At 72.2% G+C, this 22,786-nt stretch carries 26 protein-coding genes; 10 read left to right on the top strand and 16 right to left on the bottom strand.

Annotated features, from left to right (window positions below; translation table 11 throughout):
* Positions 1 to 84: 84 nt before the first annotated feature.
* The 4 genes from ACWGIH_RS39575 to ACWGIH_RS39560 are packed head-to-tail and all read right to left on the bottom strand — an operon-like array spanning position 85 to position 4,312.
* Positions 85 to 1,323, bottom strand: a complete 1,239-nt coding sequence (locus ACWGIH_RS39575; RefSeq protein ID WP_453450669.1) for an amidohydrolase family protein — start codon at positions 1,321 to 1,323, stop codon at positions 85 to 87.
* Between the two features lie 11 nt (positions 1,324 to 1,334).
* A complete protein-coding gene (locus ACWGIH_RS39570) occupies positions 1,335 to 2,618 on the bottom strand; it encodes an amidohydrolase family protein (protein ID WP_453450647.1) in 1,284 nt (427 codons plus the stop codon).
* A 10-nt stretch (positions 2,619 to 2,628) separates the two neighbouring features.
* Positions 2,629 to 3,513: an SDR family NAD(P)-dependent oxidoreductase gene (locus ACWGIH_RS39565; protein ID WP_453450648.1), complete on the bottom strand. Its 885-nt coding sequence runs from the start codon at positions 3,511 to 3,513 to the stop codon at positions 2,629 to 2,631.
* A 1-nt stretch (position 3,514) separates the two neighbouring features.
* The gene (locus tag ACWGIH_RS39560; protein WP_453450649.1) at positions 3,515 to 4,312 is read right to left on the bottom strand and encodes an acetoacetate decarboxylase family protein; all 798 of its coding nucleotides are present in this window, start codon (positions 4,310 to 4,312) and stop codon (positions 3,515 to 3,517) included.
* Between the two features lie 71 nt (positions 4,313 to 4,383).
* On the opposite strand from ACWGIH_RS39560, the gene ACWGIH_RS39555 reads away from it, so the two are divergent.
* The 5 genes from ACWGIH_RS39555 (at position 4,384) to ACWGIH_RS39535 (ending at position 8,102) form a co-directional block, all read left to right on the top strand.
* Positions 4,384 to 5,052 (top strand): TetR/AcrR family transcriptional regulator, encoded by a 669-nt coding sequence (locus ACWGIH_RS39555; RefSeq protein WP_453450651.1) that lies wholly within the window; start codon positions 4,384 to 4,386, stop codon positions 5,050 to 5,052.
* Between the two features lie 31 nt (positions 5,053 to 5,083).
* Positions 5,084 to 6,100, top strand: coding sequence for a DEDDh family exonuclease (locus ACWGIH_RS39550; protein WP_453450652.1), 1,017 nt, complete (start codon positions 5,084 to 5,086; stop codon positions 6,098 to 6,100).
* Positions 6,101 to 6,190: 90 nt separating this feature from the next.
* The gene (locus tag ACWGIH_RS39545) at positions 6,191 to 6,424 is read left to right on the top strand and encodes a hypothetical protein (protein WP_249590727.1); all 234 of its coding nucleotides are present in this window, start codon (positions 6,191 to 6,193) and stop codon (positions 6,422 to 6,424) included.
* Between the two features lie 84 nt (positions 6,425 to 6,508).
* Positions 6,509 to 7,297 (top strand): SURF1 family cytochrome oxidase biogenesis protein, encoded by a 789-nt coding sequence (locus tag ACWGIH_RS39540; protein WP_453450670.1) that lies wholly within the window; start codon positions 6,509 to 6,511, stop codon positions 7,295 to 7,297.
* Positions 7,298 to 7,346: 49 nt separating this feature from the next.
* A complete protein-coding gene (locus ACWGIH_RS39535; RefSeq protein ID WP_453450653.1) occupies positions 7,347 to 8,102 on the top strand; it encodes an SDR family oxidoreductase in 756 nt (251 codons plus the stop codon).
* A 63-nt stretch (positions 8,103 to 8,165) separates the two neighbouring features.
* On the opposite strand, the gene amaP is transcribed toward ACWGIH_RS39535, so the two are convergent.
* From amaP to ACWGIH_RS39510, 5 genes are read right to left on the bottom strand one after another with little or no spacing between them, the layout of a single operon-like run.
* Positions 8,166 to 8,744 carry an alkaline shock response membrane anchor protein AmaP gene (gene amaP, locus ACWGIH_RS39530; RefSeq protein WP_453450654.1) on the bottom strand — a complete coding sequence of 193 codons (579 nt, stop codon included), beginning with the start codon at positions 8,742 to 8,744 and terminating at the stop codon, positions 8,166 to 8,168.
* A gap of 5 nt (positions 8,745 to 8,749) precedes the next feature.
* Positions 8,750 to 9,436 (bottom strand): DUF6286 domain-containing protein, encoded by a 687-nt coding sequence (locus ACWGIH_RS39525; RefSeq protein WP_453450655.1) that lies wholly within the window; start codon positions 9,434 to 9,436, stop codon positions 8,750 to 8,752.
* On the bottom strand, positions 9,433 to 9,777 hold the full coding sequence (locus ACWGIH_RS39520) for a hypothetical protein (protein WP_453450656.1): 345 nt from the start codon (positions 9,775 to 9,777) through the stop codon (positions 9,433 to 9,435). Before ACWGIH_RS39520 ends, ACWGIH_RS39525 begins: the two co-directional genes overlap by 4 nt.
* A 3-nt stretch (positions 9,778 to 9,780) precedes the next feature.
* Positions 9,781 to 9,969, bottom strand: a complete 189-nt coding sequence (locus ACWGIH_RS39515) for a hypothetical protein (RefSeq protein ID WP_249590721.1) — start codon at positions 9,967 to 9,969, stop codon at positions 9,781 to 9,783.
* A gap of 54 nt (positions 9,970 to 10,023) precedes the next feature.
* Positions 10,024 to 10,521, bottom strand: a complete 498-nt coding sequence (locus ACWGIH_RS39510) for an Asp23/Gls24 family envelope stress response protein (protein WP_453450657.1) — start codon at positions 10,519 to 10,521, stop codon at positions 10,024 to 10,026.
* Between the two features lie 93 nt (positions 10,522 to 10,614).
* Here ACWGIH_RS39510 and ACWGIH_RS39505 point away from each other — a divergent pair, with 93 nt between their 5' ends.
* Positions 10,615 to 11,355 (top strand): nucleopolyhedrovirus P10 family protein, encoded by a 741-nt coding sequence (locus tag ACWGIH_RS39505; RefSeq protein WP_453450658.1) that lies wholly within the window; start codon positions 10,615 to 10,617, stop codon positions 11,353 to 11,355.
* A gap of 102 nt (positions 11,356 to 11,457) precedes the next feature.
* Here ACWGIH_RS39505 and ACWGIH_RS39500 read toward each other — a convergent pair whose 3' ends face one another.
* From ACWGIH_RS39500 to ACWGIH_RS39485, 4 genes are all read right to left on the bottom strand, one after another.
* The gene (locus ACWGIH_RS39500) at positions 11,458 to 12,270 is read right to left on the bottom strand and encodes an enoyl-CoA hydratase/isomerase family protein (RefSeq protein ID WP_453450659.1); all 813 of its coding nucleotides are present in this window, start codon (positions 12,268 to 12,270) and stop codon (positions 11,458 to 11,460) included.
* Positions 12,271 to 12,404: 134 nt separating this feature from the next.
* On the bottom strand, positions 12,405 to 12,626 hold the full coding sequence (locus tag ACWGIH_RS39495; RefSeq protein WP_249590717.1) for a helix-turn-helix domain-containing protein: 222 nt from the start codon (positions 12,624 to 12,626) through the stop codon (positions 12,405 to 12,407).
* Positions 12,627 to 13,008: 382 nt separating this feature from the next.
* Positions 13,009 to 14,607, bottom strand: a complete 1,599-nt coding sequence (locus ACWGIH_RS39490; RefSeq protein ID WP_453450660.1) for an ABC-F family ATP-binding cassette domain-containing protein — start codon at positions 14,605 to 14,607, stop codon at positions 13,009 to 13,011.
* 92 nt (positions 14,608 to 14,699) lie between these two features.
* Positions 14,700 to 15,485 carry a hypothetical protein gene (locus ACWGIH_RS39485; protein ID WP_453450661.1) on the bottom strand — a complete coding sequence of 262 codons (786 nt, stop codon included), beginning with the start codon at positions 15,483 to 15,485 and terminating at the stop codon, positions 14,700 to 14,702.
* A 266-nt stretch (positions 15,486 to 15,751) separates the two neighbouring features.
* Between ACWGIH_RS39485 and ypfJ the strand changes: the two genes are divergently transcribed.
* Positions 15,752 to 16,642 carry a KPN_02809 family neutral zinc metallopeptidase gene (gene ypfJ / locus ACWGIH_RS39480; RefSeq protein WP_453450662.1) on the top strand — a complete coding sequence of 297 codons (891 nt, stop codon included), beginning with the start codon at positions 15,752 to 15,754 and terminating at the stop codon, positions 16,640 to 16,642.
* 16 nt (positions 16,643 to 16,658) lie between these two features.
* Here the strand turns inward: ypfJ and ACWGIH_RS39475 are convergent, their stop codons facing one another.
* The 3 genes from ACWGIH_RS39475 to ACWGIH_RS39465 form a co-directional block, all read right to left on the bottom strand.
* Positions 16,659 to 18,104 (bottom strand): hypothetical protein, encoded by a 1,446-nt coding sequence (locus ACWGIH_RS39475; RefSeq protein ID WP_453450663.1) that lies wholly within the window; start codon positions 18,102 to 18,104, stop codon positions 16,659 to 16,661.
* An 88-nt stretch (positions 18,105 to 18,192) separates the two neighbouring features.
* Complete coding sequence (locus tag ACWGIH_RS39470) at positions 18,193 to 19,329, bottom strand: alpha/beta hydrolase (protein WP_453450664.1); 1,137 nt, start codon at positions 19,327 to 19,329, stop codon at positions 18,193 to 18,195.
* Positions 19,330 to 19,435: 106 nt separating this feature from the next.
* On the bottom strand, positions 19,436 to 20,113 hold the full coding sequence (locus ACWGIH_RS39465) for a class II aldolase/adducin family protein (RefSeq protein ID WP_453450665.1): 678 nt from the start codon (positions 20,111 to 20,113) through the stop codon (positions 19,436 to 19,438).
* 116 nt (positions 20,114 to 20,229) lie between these two features.
* Here ACWGIH_RS39465 and ACWGIH_RS39460 point away from each other — a divergent pair, with 116 nt between their 5' ends.
* The 3 genes from ACWGIH_RS39460 to ACWGIH_RS39450 all read left to right on the top strand — a co-directional run bounded on the left by ACWGIH_RS39460 (position 20,230) and on the right by ACWGIH_RS39450 (position 22,702).
* Complete coding sequence (locus ACWGIH_RS39460) at positions 20,230 to 20,988, top strand: lysozyme (RefSeq protein WP_453450666.1); 759 nt, start codon at positions 20,230 to 20,232, stop codon at positions 20,986 to 20,988.
* A 190-nt stretch (positions 20,989 to 21,178) separates the two neighbouring features.
* Positions 21,179 to 22,453: an anion permease gene (locus ACWGIH_RS39455; protein ID WP_453450667.1), complete on the top strand. Its 1,275-nt coding sequence runs from the start codon at positions 21,179 to 21,181 to the stop codon at positions 22,451 to 22,453.
* A 12-nt stretch (positions 22,454 to 22,465) separates the two neighbouring features.
* A complete protein-coding gene (locus tag ACWGIH_RS39450; RefSeq protein WP_453450668.1) occupies positions 22,466 to 22,702 on the top strand; it encodes a hypothetical protein in 237 nt (78 codons plus the stop codon).
* The last annotated feature ends 84 nt before the right edge of the window (positions 22,703 to 22,786 follow it).

The following is a 22,786-nucleotide window of genomic DNA, read 5'->3' as shown; positions in this document are numbered from 1 at the left end:
AGTGGATGTTGGTGATCCCCGCCAAAAGCGGACGCTCAGATGCCGCGCCTCGTCAAGCGCTTCGTCGGGGAGCACCCCCACCCGTCACCAGACGCGTACCGACCCTCCCGGAGCGAACACCGGGCTGGTCGCGCCCGCGGGTGTCTCCTTGAGAGGTTCGTCGAGTTCCTGGACGGTCGGTCCGACCTTCGCCGCGATCGCGTCGAGCAGTTCCAGGTCGAAGCCGTACACACGAGCCGCGTTGCCGCCGACCATGGCGGCTATCTCGTCCTTGGGAAGACCCGCGTAGGCGATGCGCAGACCCTCGCGCGAGAAGGGGTGCGTGCCCTCGTCGTGCGGGTAGTCGCTGCCCCACATGATCTTGTCGAGGCCGATCCGGTCCCGCATCCGCGCCTCGTGCGGACGCATGAAGCTCGCGCCGACGAAGCAGTTGTCGCGCCAGACCTCGGACGGACCCTTGCCCATCGAGTCGGCGAGACCCGCGCCGAACTTCGACTCGGCCGTCCCGGAGCCGTCCTTCCTCGACGCCGCCGCGACCAGACGCCCGTGGTAGTAGTCCAGCATGTCGAGGACGCCCGGAATCCATCCCGAGCCCTGCTCGGTGAGCACAAGCCGCAGGCCGGGATGGCGGCGGAAGGCGCCGCCGAACACCAGGTGCCACAGCGCCCGGTGCGAGAACCACGTCGTCTCGACCATGAAGACGGCCCGGGCGGCCGGCTCCTCGCCGAGGGGCGGGGAGGCCGACCCCGCATGGTGGTTGACCGGCACGCCGCGCTCGGCGCAGGCCGCCCAGATCGGGTCGTACACCGCCGAGTAGAGCTCCGCGAGCCCGCTGCCCGGCGGTGTGCCGGGCAGCAGGAGGCCGCCGTGCAGGCCCGCGTCGGCCGCCCAGTGGATCTCCTCGACCGCCGCGTCCACGTCGTTGAGGAGGATCTGGAAGACCCCCGCCCTGCGCCCCGGAGCCGCCGCGCAGAAGTCGGCGAGCCAGCGGTTGTGGGCCCGCAGGCCCGCCCAGCGCTGCTCGAACTCCTCGCGGGTCGGGGCCGGGGCCATCAGCGAGGCCGAGGGGAAGAAGGGCGGGATGGTGTTCGGAAAGACGACCTCGGCGACGATGCCGTCCTCTTCCAGCTCGGCGACACGGCGGGCCGAGTTCCAGTTGCGGTCGGCGGTGTCGGCGAGCAGGTCCTCGTACGGATTGACGTACGTGGCCGCCCACGCGTCGAACGCGTCGTGATGGCGCGACTCCAGGTAGGGCCGGTAGTCGAGGAGATCGGCGCCCGCGTGGCAGTCGGCCGAGATGACGGTGTAGCGCTCTTCGGTCATGCGCTGCCGGCTCATGTGTCCGCCCCCAGTACCGGGAAGTCGTGGTCGGTCAGCCAGTGGCGGCCCACGTCGCGCGAGCGCGCCCAGGAGGACTCGACAGCTCCCTGGTCGGCGTCCTGGCCGAGGTCGGCCGGGGTCGGGCCGATGCGGCGTGCCAGCGGTGCGAGCCGCTCCGTGTCGAAGCCGAAGACCTCGGCGGCCGCCAGACCCAGCATCCTGCGGGTCTCCTGCACGGGGATGTCGTGGAAGGTTTTGCGCAGCCACGCGCGCGTGTCGGGCCAGGTCCCCTCGGGGTGCGGGAAGTCGCTGCCCCAGAGGATGTTGTCGACGCCGATCTCGTAGCGCTGGGCGAGTTCGCGGCGCTTGGTGTTGGTCGCGCAGATGAAGATCTGCCGGTCCAGGTACTCGTGCGGGGGCCGCTTGAGCTCCGCGAACGGGGAGAGTTTCTTTCCGCCGTGGGCGCCAAGGTAGAGGCGGTCCATGAACCACAGGAGGTTCGGCAGCCACCAGCAGCCGGACTCCGCGACGCCGAACTTCAGCCCCGGATGGCGCTCGAAGACACCCGACCAGAGCATGAACCACAGCGGCCGCGCGGGCCACCAGGTCACCTCGGAGACGTAGATCCCCAGGTGGTCGCCGTACTCGTGCCGGGGCGCCGCCCCGGAGTGGGTCATCACCGGCATCGCGCACTCGGCCGCCGCCGCCCACACGGGGTCGTAACGCCGGTCGTGGTAGGGCGCCTTGTCGACCCACATGGAGGGGATCATCAGCGCGCCGAGCCCGGACTCCTTGGCCCGGTGGACCTCGGCGACGACCCGGTCGACCTCACCGGTGACGGGCAACAGGGCGACCCCGCAGTGCCGTTCGGGGTGCTCGGACACGAAGTCGGCCAGCCAGCGGTTGTGCGCCTGCGCCCCCGCCATGCCGAGCTCCGGGTCCTGGTCCCCCGAGAGCCCGAGGCCCACCCCGAAGGGCGCCGCCGTCTGACTGTCCACGGCGTCCGCGTCGGGGAAGACCACCTCGGCGGCCACCCCGTCGCCGTCGAGCTCCTTGAGGCGCTGCGCGGTCTCCCAGCCGCCGCGCAGGCCCTCCTCGTTCTCCTGGAACCACTTGGCGGCGAACGCGTCGTTGCGGATGCCGAGCCGCGTCGCCTCCTCGCGGCGGGCGTCGCGCTCCCCCAGGAACGTGTCGAAGTCCCGGTGGAATCGGCTGTCGAGATAGGGCCGGTACTCCTCGGTGGGGAGCCCGGCGTGGCAGTCGGAGGAGATGATCAGGTAGGGATCCTGGTCGGTCATCACGTGCCCTTCAGTCCAGAATGAAGCTCTCCAGATACGCCGGGTTCGCGCGGTCCAGCATCGACCGCGACCTCGCCTTGATCTGCCGGTCGCTGTGCTCGCTCTCCGGGAGCAGCCAGAAGCGGTCGGCCGCTATCCCCTCCGCCACGAAGTCCGCCACCTGCTCGACGGGCGTGAACTCGACCTCCTGGCCCGCGTCCTTCATGGCGGACTCCCACTGGTCGAGGGAGCGGTAAGGGGTCTTGCGGGGGCGGGACTTGGCGTACCGGTCGGGGCGGTTGCGGTGCGACTCCCAGAGCCCCGTGCGCAGCATGTGCGGCCCCGGGAAGAGCACGGAGGCGCCCACGCGCGCGTGCTCGGCCCTCAGGTGCGCGTACAGGGACTCCGTCATCGTCACGACGGCGGCCTTGGTGACCGCGTACACGGACGCCGTCGGCAGCGGCGCGATGCCGCCGTCGCCGGACGAGGTGTTGACGACATGGCCCGGCTCACCGCCCGCGATCATCCGGGGCACGAAGGCCTGGATGCCGTGGAAGACGCCCCACACATTGACCTCGAAGGCCCACTTCCAGTCGTTCGGCTCGTGCTCCCACATGCGGCCCTCGGCCCCCGAGCCGACCCCCGCGTTGTTGCACAGCACATGGACGGCGCCGAACCTCTCGTACGCCGCTTCGGCGAGCGCGAAGACCTCTTCGCGCGAGCCGACGTCGACCACGCGCGCGTGCACGCTCGCCCCGTCCTCGCGCAGCCCGGCGGCGGCCTTCTCCAAGGGGCCCTCCTCGACGTCCGCGAGGACCACCTTCATGCCGCCCGCCGCGAACCGCCGCGCCATCCCGAGGCCGATGCCGCTCGCCGCGCCCGTGACGACGGCGACCTGCCCTTCGAGCAGTTCCATCTCAGACGCTCCCCTCGGGCGGGCCGTCGAGGATCTGCTGCGGGTCGTCGTAGCGCTGGTGGATGTAGGGCAGCAGTGCCTGCGCGCTGACGCGCTCGGCCACCCGCCCCTTCTGGTCCGTGGTCTTCTCGCCGATGGTGATCTCGACGACCCGTCGTACGGGCAGGTCGGCGACCGGGTCGTACATCGACTCGCGCAGGACGACGTCCCCGGTGACGCCCTCCAGCTTGCGGACCTTCTCGTTGCGCACGCAGTGCACGAGCACCGGATCCGCGTCGAAGCCCGAACCGTCCACCGCGGGAAGGAACTTGAAGTAGAAGTCCGTCTTCCTGGCCGGTTCCGGAAGCGGCAGGGCGCCGCTGACCGCGCCGCGCACCTCCACGAAGGCGATGCCGTGCCGGGCCAGCGAGGCACGCACGACCAGGCCGTCGCGCTCCACCTCGACCTCGCCCAGCTTCTTCGGCTCCCCGAAGACCTCGCGCCCGCCGATCAGGGCCCGCTCGTGGGTCATCGGCATGACGAGGGGATACCAGCCGGCCACCCCGTCGTGCTCGGCGGCGACGGCCACCGAACCCGCGCCGAGCGGATATCCGGGCAGGTCGACCTTGCTGATGTTGGCCCGCACCAGCGGCCGGTCCGTGGGCTTCAGCGGCGGCGGCAGAACAGCCGCCACGGCGCCCGGATCGCTCTCCCAGACGGCCACCACACCCGTGGACCAGATGTCGGGCAGCTTCGAACTCGCGCTGCGCGCCGCGACGATCTCCGCCTCGGTGCGCGCTCCATACCGTACGCGTGCCATGTCGTACCACCCTTCGTCAGGACTACAAGAGGTCTTGCGGGCGGTTCTGTAACACAGTTACAACAGGAGGCGTGAAGAGTGAAGAGACGCGTGCGCATCCGGACCGGGAACGCGGACATCTCGACCGGGAACAGGTCCTCGCCGCCGCCGCGGCGCTCGTCAAGCGGCACGGTCCGCAGACCCTGACGATGCGCAGGCTCGCCGCCGAGCTCGGCACGGCCGTCACCTCGATCTACTGGCACGTCGGCAACCGCGAGTCGCTCCTGGACGCCCTCGTCGAGCGCACCCTCGCCGACCTCGGCGCGATCCACCCCACCGGCCGCACCCCCGACCGGCGCATCGTCTCCGTCGCGCGCGCCCTGCGCCGCCGGCTGCGCGACCACCCGCACCTCATCGCGATGGTGCACGAACGCGGCCTCACCGAGCGGATGTTCCTGCCCGCCCAGCAGGCCCTGGTCCACGAAGTGCACGCGGCGGGCCTGCGCGGCGCCCGTGCCGCCGACGCCGTACGCGCCGTCCAGGTCCACGTCGTCGGCCACCTCCTGGTCGAGCGCAACCGCGAACGCGCCCCCGTGCAGCGCCCCGGCGAGGAGGAACTGTGGAGCGCGCAGACGGCCGAACAGGACCCGGCACTCGCCCGCGCGCTCGCCCGACCCGCCGACCACGAGGCGCTGTTCACCCTGTCGGTCAAGGCACTGGTGTCCGGACTTCTGGACGAGGGAAACAGCCCAGGGACCTGACTGTCAGTCGTGGCCCGTATCCTCATGGACCATGCTCGAAGACCAGACGACCGCAGCGTCCGCAGCCACCTGGCCGGCCGCGTACCCAACGGGGTACGCGGTCGTCGACGTCGAGACCACCGGTCTCGCCCGCGACGACCGCATAGTGTCGGCTGCCGTCTACCGCGTGGACGCCCGCGGCGAGGTGGAGGACCACTGGTACACGCTGGTCAATCCCCAGCGTGACCCCGGACCCGTGTGGATCCACGGCCTCACCACCGCCCTCCTCGCGGACGCGCCGCTCTTCAAGGACATCGCCGAGGAGTTCGCGTCGCGCCTGGCCGACCGCGTCCTGGTCGCGCACAACGCCGTCTTCGACTGGTCGATGATCGCCAGGGAGTACGCACGCGCCGAGCTCACCGCACCCGTGCGCCAGCGCTTGTGCACGATCGCCCTCTCCAAGGAGCTGCGGCTCCCGCTGCCCAACCACAAGCTGGAGTCGCTCGCCGCGCACTTCGGGGTCGAGCAGCGCCAGGCGCACAACGCCCTCGACGACGCGCGCGTGCTCGCCGAGGCCTTCCGTCCCAGCCTCAAGGCCGCGGCCACCGGCGGGGTGCGGCTGCCGCTCCTGGAGTGCCGTCCGCTCACCGAGTGGTCCGACGGCGCGCCCCGGATCGTCCGTCAGCCGTCCGGTCCCGGCTCGGCGGGCGCGGGGGGCTCGTCGTACTCCTCGTACGGTCCGTCGAGTTGGCGTCCCTCGCGCAAGCGGCCCGCCTGCCCGTACCCCAACCCAGGTCGGTACGAACCGGGCAAACAACTCCAACAGGGCATGCGTGTCGCGTTCTCCGGCGACACCTCCGTCGAGCGCGACCTCCTTGAGGACCGCGCGGTCGAGGCCGGGCTGCACATCGCGACGAGCGTGTCCCGCCTGACCAGCCTGCTCGTCACGAACGACCCGGACTCGGGCACCTCCAAGACCGTGAAGGCACGGTCCTTCGGGACCCCCGTCATCGACGAGGCCGCGTTCGGCCAGCTCCTCCAGGACGTCGCCCCGGCGGCGGAGGGCTGAGCCGCCCGCGGGCGTCAGACGGGTGAATTGTCGGCCCGGCGCCCGCCTGCTTGCTCGCATGCGGGCGCCTCGCGTCCCACCCTGTGGCGCATGGCACGTTGCGAGGTCTGCGGAAACGACTACGGCATGTCGTTCGAGGTGCACGCGCAAGGCGCGGTGCACGTCTTCGACTGCTTCTCCTGCGCCATTCACCGCATGGCGCCCATCTGTGAGCACTGCCGCTGCCGGATCATCGGCCAGGGCGTGGAGGTCGAGGGGCAGTGGTACTGCGGTGCGCACTGCTCCCGGGCGGAGGGGCAGGTGGGCATCGTCGACAGGGTGTGACCCGGGCTCCCGCGGCCGGCCCCGGCTCCCGTTCCGGAGTACCCCACCCCCGTGCACCCCACGACCGAGTTGTACCGTCGTGGGGTGTACCGCTTCCTGTTGTCCCGGCAGTGGGTGATCCTCACCCTCATCGGCCTCGTTCTCATCCCCACGATGATCGAGCTGGGCTTCTGGCAGTTGCACCGCCACGAGCACCGCGTCGCGCAGAACGCGGAGATCTCCAAGGCCCTGGACGCCGATCCGGTACCGGCCGAGCGGCTGACCTCGCCCGGCCACTCCGTCGCGGACTCCGAGCGCTACCGCCGGGTGACCGCGCGCGGCACGTACGACACGAAGGACGAGGTCGTCGTGCGGCGCCGCACGAACGCCGACGAGGAGATCGGGTTCCACGTCCTGACCCCGTTCGTCCTCGACGACGGCAAGGTCCTCCTCGTCAACCGCGGATGGATCCCGGCGAACGGACCACAGACCGCGTTCCCCAAGATCCCCGCCGCGCCCAGGGGCGAGATCACCGTCACCGGCCGCCTGATGGCCGACGAGACGTCCGCGCAGAGCGGCATCAAGGACGTCCAGGGCCTGCCGGACCGTCAGATCATGCTGATCAGCAGCGGCCAGCAGGCGCACAGCCTCGGCAAGGAAGTGCTCGGCGGCTACGTCGAACTGACCTCGCCCGAGCCCGCCGACGGCTCCCCGCAGCTGATCGGCGAGCCGGAGCACGGCGACATCGGCCCGCACATGGCGTACGCCGTCCAGTGGTGGCTGTTCTGTTCGGGCGTGCCCATCGGCTGGGTGGTCCTGGTCCGCAGGGAGGTGCGGGACCGCAGGGCCGCCGCACAGGCTCCGGCGCCGGAGGCCACCCCCGCCGGGGTGTAGCACCCCCCTCGGCGCAGACATCGCTGTCACGAGGCGGCAGGATAGGGCCATGGATCTTGGACTGAAGGACCGCGTCTACGTCATCACCGGCGCCACCCGGGGCCTGGGCAACGCCGCCGCGCGTGCGCTGGTCGCGGACGGCGCGAAGGTACTGATCACCGGCCGGGACGAGAAGACCGTCGCCGAGGCCGCGACCGAGCTCGGCGACAACGCGCGGGGCGTCGCGGCGGACAACGCCGATCCGGCCGTCGCGGCACGGCTGATCGCCGCCGCTCGTGAGCACTTCGGCCGCTTCGACGGTGTGCTGATCAGTGTGGGCGGGCCCGCGCCCGGTTTCGCCGCCGACAACACGGACGAGCAGTGGGAGTCGGCCTTCGAGTCCGTGTTCCTCGGGGCGGTACGGCTGGCACGTTCCGCGGCGGCGGAGCTCGGCGAGGGGGGCGTCATCGGCTTCGTCCTTTCCGCCTCCGTGCACGAGCCGATCCCGGGGCTCACCATCTCCAACGGGCTGCGGCCCGGCCTCGCGGGCTTCGCGAAGTCACTCTCGGACGAGCTCGGCCCCCGGGGCATCCGCGTCGTGGGGCTGCTCCCGTCCCGCATCGACACGGACCGGGTGCGGCAGCTCGACGGGCTCTCCGCGGACCCCGAGGCCACGCGGGCGGGCCACGAGTCCCGGATTCCGCTGCGCCGGTACGGGACTCCCGAGGAGTTCGGGCGGACCGCGGCGTTCTTCCTCTCGCCCGCGGCCTCCTACCTGACGGGCGTCATGCTGCCGGTGGACGGCGGGGCACGGCACGGCTTCTAGCCGCCGCGGCCCCTCCTGTACGGGGCCTGTACGAGGCCCGCGCGAGGCCTCGTACAGGAGCCGTCAACTGACCCGCTCGGCCCGGTGCTTCACTGCCCGCAGCTGCACCACCGCGGGCAGCCGGGCCAGTCCCGCCGAATCCCTCGCGTGCGTCAGCGCCTCCGCGGAGAGCCGGCGCAGCGCCTCACCGGGCGTCGCATGGGGCTCAAGAGTCAGCGACACCCGCGCCTCCGGGGCGTTGCGGCGGCCCGTCAGGAAGACCCCGGCCCGCTGCACACCCTCCAGCGACTCCGCCTCCCCCACGAGCACGCCCTCCAGGGCCCGTCCCCGCAGCAGCGCGCCCTCGCCGTCCCCGGTCTCCACGAGCACCTCGGCCAGCCTCCGCCGCCGCAGCTGCGCCACCAGCCACCACAGGGCGAGCAGCAGGAGGACCGCCAGCACGGCGATCACCGTGGGCCAGAACCAGCCCTCGTCCCGCCACCGCGACCGGTCCGCGTCGCTCAACAGGACGTCACGCTTCCCGTCGTGGACCCACCAGGACGGCGGCGACGCCCCGAGCCCGATCGCGAGGACCGAGCCGCCCCCGACCAAGAGCACCAGGCCGATGAGGCCGAGCACCACACGGTTGACCGTCTTCAGCATCGCGCTCAGCCCTTCCTGCCCGGCCGTGCCACCCGGACGGTGAGCGCGGGGCCGCGGGCGAGGCCCAGGTCCCGGATGCCGTCGGCCAGCGTGGCGTCCAAGTCGCTTCGTACGTCGTCGAGTTCACGGAAGTGCGAGACCGCGTGGACGTCCACCTTCGAGCGTGTCATGCGGACCCGCACCGACTGCACCCCTGAGACGTCCATCGCCCGGTCCCGCAGCACCATCGCGGCGGCGCCCCGGTGCAGTCCCGCCCGTACGTCCGCGTCCCCGCGCCGCATGGCGAGGATCGCCCGGAGCCCGGGGGTCGCGGCGAGCACGAGCAGCCAGAGCCCGGCGGCCGCGGCGACTCCCGCGCCGATGAGGACCGCCGTGTCGTCCAGGGGCCGCTCGCCGAGTTCGCGGGAGAGGTCGCGCCGCCAGCCCATGGCCGAGTGCCCGGCCCGGACCGCCGCGACGTCGTACAGCAAGAGCCCCGCGCCGCCGAGGATCAGCAGGGCGAGGACGGCGGCGGGCACCCGCCGCGGTGACCAGAAGCGGGTCGCCTTCGTCTCCTCGGCCAGGGTGGGCGGCGGGTCGTAGGCCGCCGCGGAGGCCGACTGGTCGAGTTCGCTCTCGGCGCGTTCGACGACGGGCAGCGGCTGCGTGCCGCCACCACCGCCGGGACCCTGTGGCCCCTGGGCCTCGCTCATCGCGTCCTCCCCTGCGTCGCGGCGCGCACGTGTGCCGAGTGCAGCCGCTCGACCTGGACCGCGACCTCGGGCACTTCCATCCCCGCCAACGCCTTTACCCGCTGGGTGACTTGGCGACGCACCGCGCCGCACTGCCCGCCGATGTCCGAGGGATAGTCCAGCTCGACGCTGACCCGGACGCGGGCGACGTCATGGCGCACGGTGACGGTCGCGTGCGGCGCCGAGCAGTCCGTGGGCAACTCCGTCAGCGCCTCGCGTGCCGCCTGCGCCGCGATCTTCGCGACGACCCGGTCGGCGATCCGGGTCGCGCCACGCTCCCCGGGCCCGACCTGTGCCGCCACCGCTCACCGCCGCCGGTCGTCGCCACGGGTACGGAAGAAGTCGCCGAGCTCCAGGTCCCCCTCGAGGAACCGGCCCGCGACAAACCCTATGGCGCCCAACGCGGCCACCAGCAAGAACGCCCCGAACCCGCCGAAGTACCCGGCGAAGCCGAGCGCCATTCCGGCCACCATGCCGATCACGGCCATGCTCATCGTGCGCTCCTTAGCAAGACGCGTCTTGGGTGGGGCAGGTCCCGTACGGGGATGTCACTGAAGGCGGCCTTGCGGCTCATCGTCTTCCTCGTCCGGGAGCTTCACATCGCTCACCGCGATGTTGACCTCGACGACCTCGAGGCCGGTCATGCGCTCGACGGCCCCGATGACGTTCTCCCGCACATCGCGCGCGACGTCCGCGATCGACACCCCGTACTCGACGACGATCTCCAGGTCGAGTGCCGTCTGCACCTCACCGACCTCGGCCTTCACGCCGCGCGAGACGGACTTGGAGCCCGAACCGCCGGGCACCCGGTCGCGTACGGCCCCGAAGGTCCTGGCGAGTCCGCCGCCCATCGCGTGCACGCCGTCGACGTCGCGGGCGGCCAGCCCGGCGATCTTCTCGACGACGCCGTCCGCGATGGTGGTGCGCCCCCGGGTGGCGGGGTCGCCGCCGCCCCTCTTGGTCGTGCCGCTCTTCCCCGCCGCCTCGTCGGTGGACTCCTTCGTGAGGCTTCCCTGAGGCAGGTTCCGCTGTCCGGTGTCGGTCATCGCCGTCCGTCCCTTTCGAAAGGGGATCTACTCCTTCGCCCACACTAAGTGCGGTTACGTCCTCGCGCGCCAGGGATGGGGCAGGCTGGGGCAATGACGGGTGACGGATGGACCGAGGCGGTACGGCGGCAGCTCGGCCTGGGGCGGGTTCTCCCCCTGGGCGGACCGGGTGACGGCTCCTGGCTGACCGAGGCGTGCGCGGACGGAGTACTGCGCCACGCGGCGGAGCGGGTGAGCGGCGTACGTCTCGGCGCTCTGCGGCTGGCGCTCGCCGATCCGTCGCGGGCGGCCGCCCCGGCCGTACCGGCGCCTCCGAGCGCGCTGCCGCCGGGGCCGCTGCGGATCACGGCGGAGTTCGCGGCCGAGCCGAGCGAGCCGCTTCCCGCGGCGGCGGACCGGCTCCGGACGGCGCTGTTCACGGCGGCCGGTGAGCGGCTCGGCCTGGTGGTCGCGGAGGTGGACCTCGGCGTGACGACGCTGCTCGACGCGGGGCAGCCCCCCGTGGAGGTGTCGGCCGAGTCGGAAAAGACGCCGCCGGACGGGGCCCGACCGGCCCCCGGGAGTGGCGACGAGGCACGGGTGGCGAGCACCGCCCTCGACGTGCCGGGCGTACGGCGGCTGACCGGCGCACTCGGCGGTTTCGGCCGCGCGGTCCACCTCGCCGAGTCCCCGGCGGCGGACGCCGCTCTGCCGCGTCGCCACGCGCGCGTGGAGCTGGCCACGGACCGCGAACACCGCGCCCTCGACGTGGCGCTCGCGGTCCGTACGGCGGTCGGTGCCGCGCTGCCGGACCACCCGTCGGTGGCGGTCCTGATCACGGCGGTCGAGGAGTGAGCTGCGGTCGGGAGCGCCGCGCAGGGGCGCGGGGAACTGCGCGACCAGCCACGACGGCGCCGCTGACAAGAGACGGCACCCGCGTCCCGACCAGCGGAGCGCCTACTCGCCGAGCCCCGCCAGATCCCGCAGGCGACGGCCCTGCGCGGCACGCTCGGCGGTGCGCTGCTCCTCGTACGTACGGCCGGCGGCGCCCTGCAGGAGGGCCTTGGTCTCGATGACGGCGTCGCGCGGCGCGGTGAGCAGCGCGGCCGCCAGGTCGCTCACGGACGCGTCGAGCTGGTCGGCGGGCACGACGAGGTTGGCCAGGCCCACGCGCTCGGCCTCGGGGGCATGGACGAACCGCCCGGTGGCGCAGATCTCCAGCGCGCGGGCGTAGCCGACAAGCCCCACGAGGGGGTGTGTGCCGGTGAGGTCGGGCACCAGGCCCAGGCTGGTCTCGCGCATGGCGAACTGCACGTCGTCCGCGGCGATCCGCAGGTCGCAGGCGAGTGCGAGCTGGAAGCCCGCACCGATGGCATGCCCCTGGACGGCGGCGATGGACACGATGTCACTGCGCCGCCACCAGGTGAACGCCTCCTGGTATTCGGCGATCGTCGCGTCGAGGACGCCGTCGTCACCGCGCGCCAGATCGATGAAGGACGGCTCACCGTCGAAGCCCTCGGGCGTGAACGCCTGTCGGTCGAGGCCCGCGGAGAAGGACTTGCCCTCACCGCGGAGCACGACGACACGGACGCTGCCCGGCAACATCCGGCCTGCCTCGGCCAACGCCCTCCACAGCGCGGGAGATTGGGCGTTGCGCTTGGCCGGGTTGGCCAGCGTCACCGTGGCGACGGCCTCGTCGACAGTCAGGCGTACGCCGTCCTTGTCGAGTACCGGTGCGGATCCGCCGAGTTCACTGCCGGGCGAAACCATGGGAGCCTCCGATGGTGGTGTGCAGTCGGTGCGGACGCGCGGACGCGCCCGTAAGTGACTGCACAGTAACCACCCGACCGATCAGGCGATCGACCGGGTGGCCACCGTCGAAGCCGGTGAACCGCCCGCAGCCGTCAGCCGGCTGCGGCCTTCTTGCCTCGCGTCGCCCCGCCGCGTCCCCGCAGCGTGACGCCGGACTCGCTGAGCATGCGGTGCACGAAACCGTACGAACGGCCCGTCTCCTCAGCCAACGCCCGGATGCTCGCACCGCTGTCGTACTTCTTCTTCAGGTCTGCCGCGAGCTTGTCACGCGCGGCGCCGGTTACCCGGCTGCCCTTCTTCAGAGTCTCGGCCACCCGTGCCTCCTCATAGGAAGTGCGCTCTGGACTTCTCATGATCACCCCTCCCGGGCTTCCTGGCCACCCATTCGGCAAGGTCCGTACGACGAGGTTTCCCGTCGGAGAAGGCGACACCACGAGCGGAATTAACGATTCCGCGTAGGGAATTCCGTGCCGCCGAATGGGTTGTGGAACGAAGTGCCAGGTCAGCGCGGTGGCGGGCGAGAGCCTTGTCCGACGCCCCGACCGCCGCGGAAATCCGTGTATCCCACACTTCGGTACGAGGAGACCTCACACAGATGAAGGATCACGGCTCGGCCGAATGATCCATACGCTGTGGATCAGTTATTCGATCAACCAAGGTGGACGAATCGGCGGCAGGGTCCGCCGCCCGCCCGGATCAGGCGAGCGCGACCAGATCCGCGTAATCCTGGCCCCACAGGTCCTCGACGCCGTCGGGCAGCAGGATGATCCGCTCCGGCTGGAGCGCCTCCACCGCGCCCTCGTCGTGCGTGACGAGGACGACCGCGCCCTTGTAGGTGCGAAGGGCGCCGAGGATCTCCTCGCGGCTCGCCGGGTCGAGGTTGTTCGTGGGCTCGTCGAGGAGCAGCACGTTGGCGGAGGAGACCACCAGGGTGGCGAGCGCCAGGCGGGTCTTCTCGCCGCCGGACAGGACGCCCGCGGGCTTGTCGACGTCGTCGCCGGAGAAGAGGAACGACCCGAGCGTCTTGCGCACCGCCACGAGGTCGAGGTCGGGAGCGGCCGAGCGCATGTTCTCCAGGACCGTGCGCTCGGGGTCGAGGGTCTCGTGCTCCTGGGCGTAGTAGCCGAGCTTGAGGCCGTGGCCCTCGATGACCTGGCCGGTGTCGGGCTTCTCGGCGCCGCCGAGGAGCCGCAGGAGCGTGGTCTTGCCCGCGCCGTTGAGGCCGAGGATGACCACGCGTGAGCCCTTGTCGATGGCGAGGTCGACGTCCGTGAAGATCTCGAGGGAGCCGTACGACTTCGACAGTCCCTCGGCCATCAGCGGAGTCTTGCCGCAGGGCGAGGGGTCGGGGAAGCGCAGCTTGGCGACCTTGTCGCTCTGGCGCACCTCGTCGAGGCCCGCGAGGAGCTTGTCGGCGCGCTTGGCCATGTTCTGCGCGGCGACGGTCTTGGTGGCCTTGGCGCGCATCTTGTCGGCCTGCGAGTGGAGCTGGCTGGCCTTCTTCTCGGCGTTCTGGCGCTCGCGCTTGCGGCGCTTCTCGTCGGACTCGCGCTGCTGCTGGTAGAGCCGCCAGCCCATGTTGTAGACGTCGATCTGGGCGCGGTTGGCGTCCAGGTAGAAGACCTTGTTGACGACCGTCTCGACCAGGTCGACGTCGTGGGAGATCACGATGAAGCCGCCGCGGTAGGACTTGAGGTAGTCCCGCAGCCAGACGATGGAGTCGGCGTCGAGGTGGTTCGTCGGCTCGTCGAGGAGCAGGGTGTCGGCGTCCGAGAAGAGGATGCGGGCCAGCTCCACGCGGCGGCGCTGACCACCGGAGAGCGTGTGGAGCGGCTGGCCGAGCACGCGGTCGGGGAGGCTGAGCGCGGCGGCGATGGTCGAGGCCTCGGCCTCGGCGGCGTACCCGCCCTTGGTGAGGAACTCCGTCTCCTGGCGCTCGTACTGCTTCATCGCCTTGTCGCGCGTTCCGCCCGAGCCGGTGGCGATGCGCTGTTCGTTCTCGCGCATCTTGCGGATCAGGGTGTCGAGGCCGCGGGCGGAGAGGATGCGGTCGCGGGCGAGCACGTCCAGGTCGCCGGTGCGGGGGTCCTGCGGGAGGTAGCCGACCTCTCCGGAGCGGCTGATCGTGCCGCCGGCCGGGATGCCCTCACCGGCGAGGCACTTGGTGAGCGTGGTCTTGCCCGCTCCATTGCGTCCCACCAGGCCGATGCGGTCGCCCTTGGCGATACGGAAGGTGGCGTTCTCGATGAGGATGCGGGCGCCGGCGCGCAGCTCGATGCCGGAAGCGGTGATCACGGACAGACTCCTGGGCAGGGGGGATGGACGGCGGAAAGGAGGAAGGCGATCACGCCGTCTGATGCACGAGGAGAATGGCCATGCGGCCAATTCTAACGGGGCGGTGCAAGCTCTTTTCCTGCCCGGGTCGGTACGTCGCCGGTGGCGCCGCCCGGCAGCTCGTTGCCCAGGGGAGTGCGCCGGGGCACGATCCGGCCGAGGTCGTCCACGGCGATCAGCTGCGAGGTCCATGGTGTCGCGGCGTCGTCGCAGGGCTGGGCGACCATCAGGGCCTTGCCTCGGCGCACGGAGCGGGCGGGCTCGAAGGCGCAGCCGCCGTGCGCGGGCAGCACCCAGCGCAGGTCGCCGTCGGCACTGCGGTAGGCGGCGATGCGCTGCGGGGTGACGACGGCGAGCATGCGGCCGCGGGGGTCGAGCGGCTGGAGGACTCCGGCGGCGCCCCGGGCGGCGGGAGAGCGCAGCCAGGAGGCGCTGCCGGGGATGGCTCGGTGCCAGCGGACGGCGCTGCCGTCGGTGCGTGCGGTGTCGGTGACCATGCCGTCGCTCCAGAGTGCGACGGCGTGCCCGGGGACGGGAAGCAGCGCGAGCGGACGTTCCCCCTCACGGCGGTAGGTCCAGCGGGGATGCCCGGTCGCGGGGTCGTACGCCTGGACGGCGGGGCCCCTGGTGCGGAGCTCGGGGGCCGGTGCGCCGCCGTCCACGCGCGCGTGGACGGTGAGGTGGTCTCCGTAGGGGGCAGGTCGCGAGTGGTGGGCCGCGGTGATGAGCGGCAGGGCCAGCAGGCCGAGGGCCACCGGGAGGGCGAGACGGGAGCCGCGCCGGGCGGGGGCCGGTCTCACGGGGCCGGATCCGGACACCTCGAACGGCACTGCGGACACGAACGCCCCCCTCTTCGGCACATCTGCCGCTCTTCGGCACATCCGCCGGTACCTCTGCCCATGGGACAGGCGCAGAGCGTAGCGGCGGCGTCGCCGTGCGGCCCGGGGCGACGGCCGCGACACGGCGCGCCGCGCGGCGAGGGTCCCCCGTTCGGACCTCCGTCCGGCGCCGCGCGACGTGGGGCGTACCAGGATGAAGACGCCGGCATCTCGGCACAGGGCGGCGCGACGCCGTCCCGGATGCGAGGCGGAGGGTGGTGCGGCCCATGCAGTTCGACGACGACGCCGATCTGGACACGTCCGAGGTACAGGATGTGCGGGGCAGCCGGGTCCCCGGCGGCAAGGCGACGATCGGCGGCGGCGTCGCGGGCCTGATCGCGCTGCTCCTCGGGCTGTTCTTCGGGGTCGGCCCCGACCAGCTCGGCCTCTCGTCCGGCGAGGAGGAGCCCGCGGCCACCTCCTCGTCCCTCGCCCAGGTGCAGCAGAGCTGCCGTACGGGACAGGACGCGAACACCAAGGACGACTGCCGCATGGTCGCCGTGGTCAACAGCGTCCAGGACTACTGGCGCCCCGAGTTCCAGCGCAGGCAGGGGACCTACTCCCAGGCGCCGACCGTCCTCTACACCAGCCGGGTGGGCACGGCCTGTGGCGCCGCGTCGTCGGCGGTCGGCCCCTTCTACTGCCCCGGTGACCGGAAGGTCTATCTGGACCTGGGCTTCTTCGACGAGCTGCGGACCAAGTTCGGCTCGAGCGGCGGCCCGTTCGCGCAGGCGTACGTCGTGGCGCACGAGTACGGGCACCACGTGCAGAACCTGATGGGGACGCTGCAGCGCTCCCAGGACGGGCGTACGGGTCAGAACAGCAACGCCGTCAAGGTGGAACTGCAGGCCGACTGCTACGCGGGGGTCTGGGCGCGGCACGCGACCCGCACCCCCGACGACAGGACGGGCAAGCCGCTGATCACCAGCCTCACCGACGCGGACATCCGCGAGGGCCTGGACGCGGCGGCCGCCGTGGGCGACGACCGCATCCAGGAGAAGTTCCAGGGCCGGGTCACCCCCGAGTCCTGGACGCACGGCTCGGCCGAGCAGCGCCAGCAGTGGTTCTACCAGGGCTACCGGACCGGCGACATGGCGCAGTGCAACACCTTCAGGTGAGCCCCGCGCCCGGGTCTCAGACGCCGCCGGTGTGCACCTGGAAGGCCGCCCTGCGCACGGCCTTGGCGAGCGCGGGGTCGGGGTGGGCGGCGGCCAGCGCGACCAGGACCTGGACCGTGCGGGGGTGGCCGATGCGGCGCACCTCGTCCAGGAGCGCGGGCACCGTGGGCTGCACCGCGGACTCCAGGTGGCGTACGAGGAGGTGGCTCTCCCCGTGGTCGGCGACGGCCGCGGCGGTGTCGACCCACAGCCACGTCGACTCGTCCCGCGTCAGGACGAGGTGGACGTCCTCGGGATCGGCGCCCTCCTGCTCGGCGAGCCAGATCAGGGCGTAGGGCCGCAGCGGGGTCTCGTCCACGACGGCCCGCACCTCCGCCTCGGCCGGGGCGCCGACCACCCGCAGGGCCTCGAAGGCGAGGCCGCGCAGGAGGGCGTCCTCGCCGCGGGCCGCGTCCAGGAGCTCGGTGACGGCGCTGCCGACGGGCCGGGCCGCGAGCCAGGCGCGGTACTCGGAGCGGGCCGCGTTCGGGCGCAGCCGTGCGCAGCCGCGGAGCATGTCATCGGCGGACTGCTCGATGTTCCCGGCCGGGCTCTGCGCGGCCACGCAGATCTGCTCCAGCTTGACCCAGACCGCCCAGCTGCCGAGCGGTGTCAGAGTGGCCTGTCCTTCGGCGTACGTCAGCGCGCCGACGGCGGCCAGGCCGCGCAGCGCCCAGTCCAGGAGGGTGGCCAGGGCCGGGGTCTCGGCCGGGTCGACCGGCTCGGGCTGCGGGCCGTAGGGGATCTCGCAGCGTTCCGTGCGCAGTTCGGTCACGCGCTGGTCGAGGAGGTCCAGGAGCTGCGTCACGGGCACGGGGCCCGCGGAGAGCTGCAGCAGGGTGAGGAGCTGCGGCATGGCCTCGACGGTCTCGGCCACGGTGGCGGGCGCAAGTTCGCGCGATGCCGCGTGCGTGAGCGACCAGGCGTCGAAGAGGGCGACCCAGCCGCGCAGCACCGCGGCGTCGTCACGGTCCCAGGCACGCAGCCGCCAGCCGGGGCGCGCGCTGTCGCCGTGCACCTCGATGAGGCCGGCGAGCCGTGCGGTGTCCCAGTCGGCGCGGACCTGATCCGGGGTCAGCGCCAGCTCGGCGGCGGCGCGTTCGGCGGTGGCGGTGGAGAGGGTGCCTTTGCCGTCGGGCGTCGGTCCGACGCGGCTCGGCCCCGGGCGCAGGGACGCGTCGGCCCAGCGCGCGACCCGTACGGCGTCGGCGAGGCGCTTGCGTGCCATCCGGGCCAGCTCGCCGGGGGCGGGCGTGCCCTCGGGTGGCCGGGGCGCGGGACGGCGCGCGCGCTGCTGCGTCACTGCGCCGGAGGCGGTCAGGGGGCGCGCTGTGCCGCGCTCCACCCCCGCTCGCCTCTCGGCCCTGGGGGACTGAGCGCGGACGAGTCGGAGCCTTGAGTCGCGCGGGATACGGGACGTCACGGGAGCAGTCTTCCTGTTGACGGTCCGAAAACCCAAACGGAATGCTTGCGCAAGGCTCCGGAGCGCTGCGTCGGAGGGCTTTCGCGCGCTACATGAGGGGCGTGAGGAAGCGCCGCAGCGCCTCCTCATAGCCCGCGGGGTCGGCGTTCCACATGGCGCCGTGGGGCGCATCCGGAACGGTGTGGAGAGTAACCAGATCCGGTCGCCTCCCGGCCAGTTGACGGGAGAGCCCCCAGGGGGCGATCACGTCGTCGGGGCCGTGGAAGAGGAGCGTGGGGACCTTGAGCACCTCGGGGTCGGCGGCCTCCAGGATGCGGTCGCCGCGCAGGCCCGTGCGGCCCTGGGCGGCGCGCACCGCGAGCGGCAGGAGGGGGCCCGGCGTGCGGCGGGCCGCGGCGAGCGCCCGCAGAGTGGTCTCCCAGTTCAGCACCGGGGAGTCGAGGACGAGTCCGCTGATGCGGTCGCGCAGGGCGGAGTACGCGGCGGCGTGCAGGGCCATGGCGCCGCCGGTGGACCAGCCGTGCAGGATGACGTTCCGGGCGCCGTTGCGCACGGCGTAGCGGATGGCGGCGTCCAGGTCGCGCCACTCGGTCTCGCCGAGGTGCCCGAGGCCGTCCGGGGAGCGGGGTGCGCCGAGGTCGCCACGGTAGGCGAGGTCGAGCACCGGGAACTGCTGGTGGTGCAGGAAGTCCATGACGACCATGGGGTGCTCGCGGGTGGTGCCGAGGCCGTGCACGGTGATCACCCAGGTGTCCCGGATGCCCGGCACGAACCAGGCGGGCAGGCCGCCGAGTTCGCCGGGGATGTCGACGTCCGCGTGGTCGATGTCCAGGGCGGCGTGCGGGTCGCCGATGTGGACCTGCGGGGTGAGCCAGACCTTGTCGCCGGGGTCCAGGGAGCCGTGCGTGACGCGCTCGAGGCGGCGTACGACGGTGTCCGCCGCGTGCGGCGCCGCGTCCAGGACGGGGCCGATCACGGCATGGCTGCCGTTGCCGCTGAGGCCGTACGTGCCCGGGCGCAGGCTCGCGAGGGCGCGGGTCAGGGTGATCTGCCCGGCGGCCGTGGAGTGGACCGTGAGGCGGGGCTCGGTCGGCAGCGGCCGGCCGGCCGGTGCCTTCAGGGCCGCGTTGCTGGCGAACCGGCCCGCGGCGACGGCGGCTGCGCCGCCCATGAGGGCGGTGGTGACGGCGGTGACGGCCGCTGCCGTCGCTTTGGCTTGGCGCACCTGCCCAGTGTCCGGCCCTGGCCCGCCTTGGGCCAGTGGGCGGCGCCCGCGGGGTGATGTCACTTCATCCGTCGCGCCGCGGGCGGCGCCCCCCCGGTGCGTGGCGTCACCGTTGGCCGTAGCCCCGCAGTCGGTCCTCCACTTCCCTCAGCTGTCCCGTGGACAGGAGGGTCGGGGCGTGGCCCGGGACGGAGCTTGCCGTGAGCCAGAGGCGGGACATCCACTCGAGCTGTGCCGTGCGGTCGTACGCCTGATCCAGGGTGTCTCCGTAGGTGAGGGTCCCGTGGTTCTGCAGCAGGCAGCCCGTGCGCTCCCTGAGGGCCCGGAGCATGTTCTCGGCCAACTCGTCCGAGCCGTACGGGGCGTACCGGGCGACGCGGACCGGGCCGCCGAGGGCGGCGGTCATGTAGTGGATGGGCGGGAGCTCCGGGACCAGGGTGGAGACGGCCGTGGCGTGCACCGCGTGGGTGTGGACGACGGCTCCGGCGTCCGTGGTGCGGTAGACGGCGAGGTGCATGGGCAGTTCGCTGGTCGGGGCGAGGTCACCGAAGAGCTGGTTGCCGTCCGTGTCGACACCGACGGCGTCCCGCGGGGTCAGGCGGTCGTACGGCACGCCGCTCGGGGTGACCAGGATCGTGTCGCCCACGCGCACCGAGACATTGCCCGACGTGCCGACCACCAGGCCGTCCGTCACCGTTCTGCGGGCCGCCGCCACCAGCTCGTCCCACGCCCGCTCCCTCGCGTCCCGCCGGTCCTCGCCCCGCTCGTCCCGCTGCTGCGTCATGCCGTGATCCTGCCAGCAGGCGGGGCCGACACGGGCCGGCCACGGTCGACCGATGGCCGACGATCTTCCACTAGCCTCTGGGTGATTTGTCCCGCACGTCGCCATCCGGGGGAAATATGGCTCGCGACCACGCACCGTCCCGCGCCCACGCTCCGTCCCGTCGTCGCGCCCACGTCATTGCGGCGGCCGTGACGGCTCTGGCCCTCGGGAGCGCCGCCTTCGCCGAGATTCCGGTTTCCGCCGCGGGAAAGCCGCGGGGGCACGACGTCTCCTCGCACCAGAAGAACGTCGACTGGCAAAAGGCCAGGAGCAAGGGCGCGCAGTTCGTCTACGTGAAGGCCACCGAGTCCCACACGTACCGCAGCCCCTACTTCCGGCAGCAGTACGACGGCTCCCGCGACGCTGGCATCCTCCGTGGCGCGTACCACTTCGCCGTGCCGGACAAGTCGTCGGGCAGGAAGCAGGCCGCGTACTTCATGAGCCACGGAGGGCGCTGGCGGGCGGACGGCCGGACGCTGCCGCCCGCGCTCGACATCGAACACAATCCGTACGGCTCGCGGAAGTGCTACGGCCTCGGCAAGGCCGCCATGGTCGACTGGATCAGGGCCTTCAGCGGCGAGGTGAAACGGCAGATCGGCCGGCGCCCGGTGATCTACACGACCACCAAGTGGTGGAACGCCTGCACGGGCGGCAGCCGGGCCTTCGGATCGGATCACGCGCTCTGGCTGGCGCGCTGGTCGTCGACGCCGGGGGCGCTGCCCGAGGGCTGGTCGTACCTGACCATCTGGCAGCACGACAACGCCGGCGCGCTGCCGGGTGATCAGAATCTCTTCAACGGCTCGGTGAACCAGTTGAAGAGCTTCGCCCGTGGGTAGCCGGGTACCTCGGGAGGCCCTGATTCCGGGCCTCCGGGCGCCTCTGCGGGCGATCTTCGCCAGGGCTCCGGAAGAACCGGAGCGGCCGTGGCCGCATTGGGTCACCACACGGCCCGACCCAGTTCACTTTCCGTTCACCCTGCTTGCCTACGTTCCACTTGCCACTGACGTCCAACAGAAGCCTGGGTAAATGGAACACATCACGCTTCTCCTCGGGATCGTGATCGTTACCGCTCTCGTGTTCGACTTCACGAACGGTTTCCACGACACGGCCAACGCGATGGCTACCACCATCTCGACTGGCGCTCTCAAGCCCAAGACGGCGGTGGCCATGTCCGCCGTGCTGAATCTCGTCGGCGCTTTCCTCTCCGTCGAGGTCGCCAAGACGATCTCCGGCGGAATCGTCAACGAGGACGGACTGAAGACAGAGGTGATCTTCGCGGCGCTCGTCGGCGCGATCCTCTGGAATCTGTTGACCTGGCTGGTGGGCCTGCCCTCCAGTTCCTCCCACGCGCTCTTCGGCGGCCTCATCGGCGCCGCGGTCATGTCGATGGGCTGGTCGTCGATCGACGGCGGCACCGTCGTCACCAAGATCCTGCTCCCCGCGATCGCCGCGCCCCTGGTGGCCGGTCTCGCCGCGACGCTGGCCACGCGCCTGACGTACCGCATCGGGCGCAACACCGAGACCAGGGCCACCGCCAAGGGTTACCGCGTGGGCCAGATCGCCTCCGCGGGCCTCGTCTCGCTGGCCCACGGCACGAACGACGCGCAGAAGACCATGGGCATCATCACGCTCGCCCTGGTCACCGGCGGTGTCCTGAACCCGGGCGCCAACCCCCCGATGTGGGTCATCGTCTCGGCCGGTGTCGCCATCGCGCTCGGCACCTACCTCGGCGGCTGGCGCATCATCCGCACCATGGGCAAGGGCCTCACCGACCTCCAGCCGCAGCAGGGCTTCGCCGCCCAGACCAGCGCCGCGACGGTCATCCTCGCCTCCTCGCACCTGGGCTTCTCGCTCTCCACCACCCAGTCCTGCTCCGGCGCCGTGATGGGCGCGGGCCTCGGCCGCAAGGGCGGCGTCGTCCGCTGGTCCACGGCGACCCGCATGTTCATCGCCTGGGGCCTCACGCTGCCGGCCGCCGGTCTGGTCGGCGCGGGCGCGGAGTTCCTCACCAAGCAGGGCCCCTGGGGCGTCGCGGTGACCGCCGCGCTGCTGGTGGCCGGCTCGGCCGTGATCTGGGTGCTGTCCCGGCGCAACGCCGTCGACCACACGAACGTCGCCGACGACGAGATCGGCGGCTCCTCCGCCGACGAGCCCGCCGGCGTCGTGACCACCGCGATCGCCGCCGTCACCCCGCCGCCCACCGGCTCGGCGGTGACGACCCCCGACGTCGACCTCGTCAAGGCCACCATCGCGGCCCCGACCGGCACCGTGGCGGACCCCGCCCGGCCCGCCACGGTGTAAGGACAAGTCAGCATGGACATCGACTGGGCAGCTCTCGGCTCCGTCTTCGGAGTCAGCCTCGCGGTGACGGTGGCCCTGGTGGGCCTGTTCACCCTCGGCATCGTCGGCCTCTCCAAGCACGAGGCGGCCACGTCCGGCGCCTCTTCGGCCGCGGGCGGTGGTGCCGCGGCGGCACGCACCGGCGCGTACATGTGCTTCGCGCTCTGCGCGGCGGCCGTGGCGTACGGGATCTATCTGATCGTCGCCTGACGACCGGAGTCTTCGGTGGGGTGCGGGACGCGGGGGGGGGCCCGCCCCCCCCCGGCGGGGTGGGGGAGCGCCCCCGCGACCCCC

The organism is Streptomyces sp. NPDC054872 (assembly GCF_053610705.1).
The sequence above is the reverse complement of the archived record's forward strand: the minus strand, read 5'-3'. Positions and strand labels throughout refer to the sequence as shown.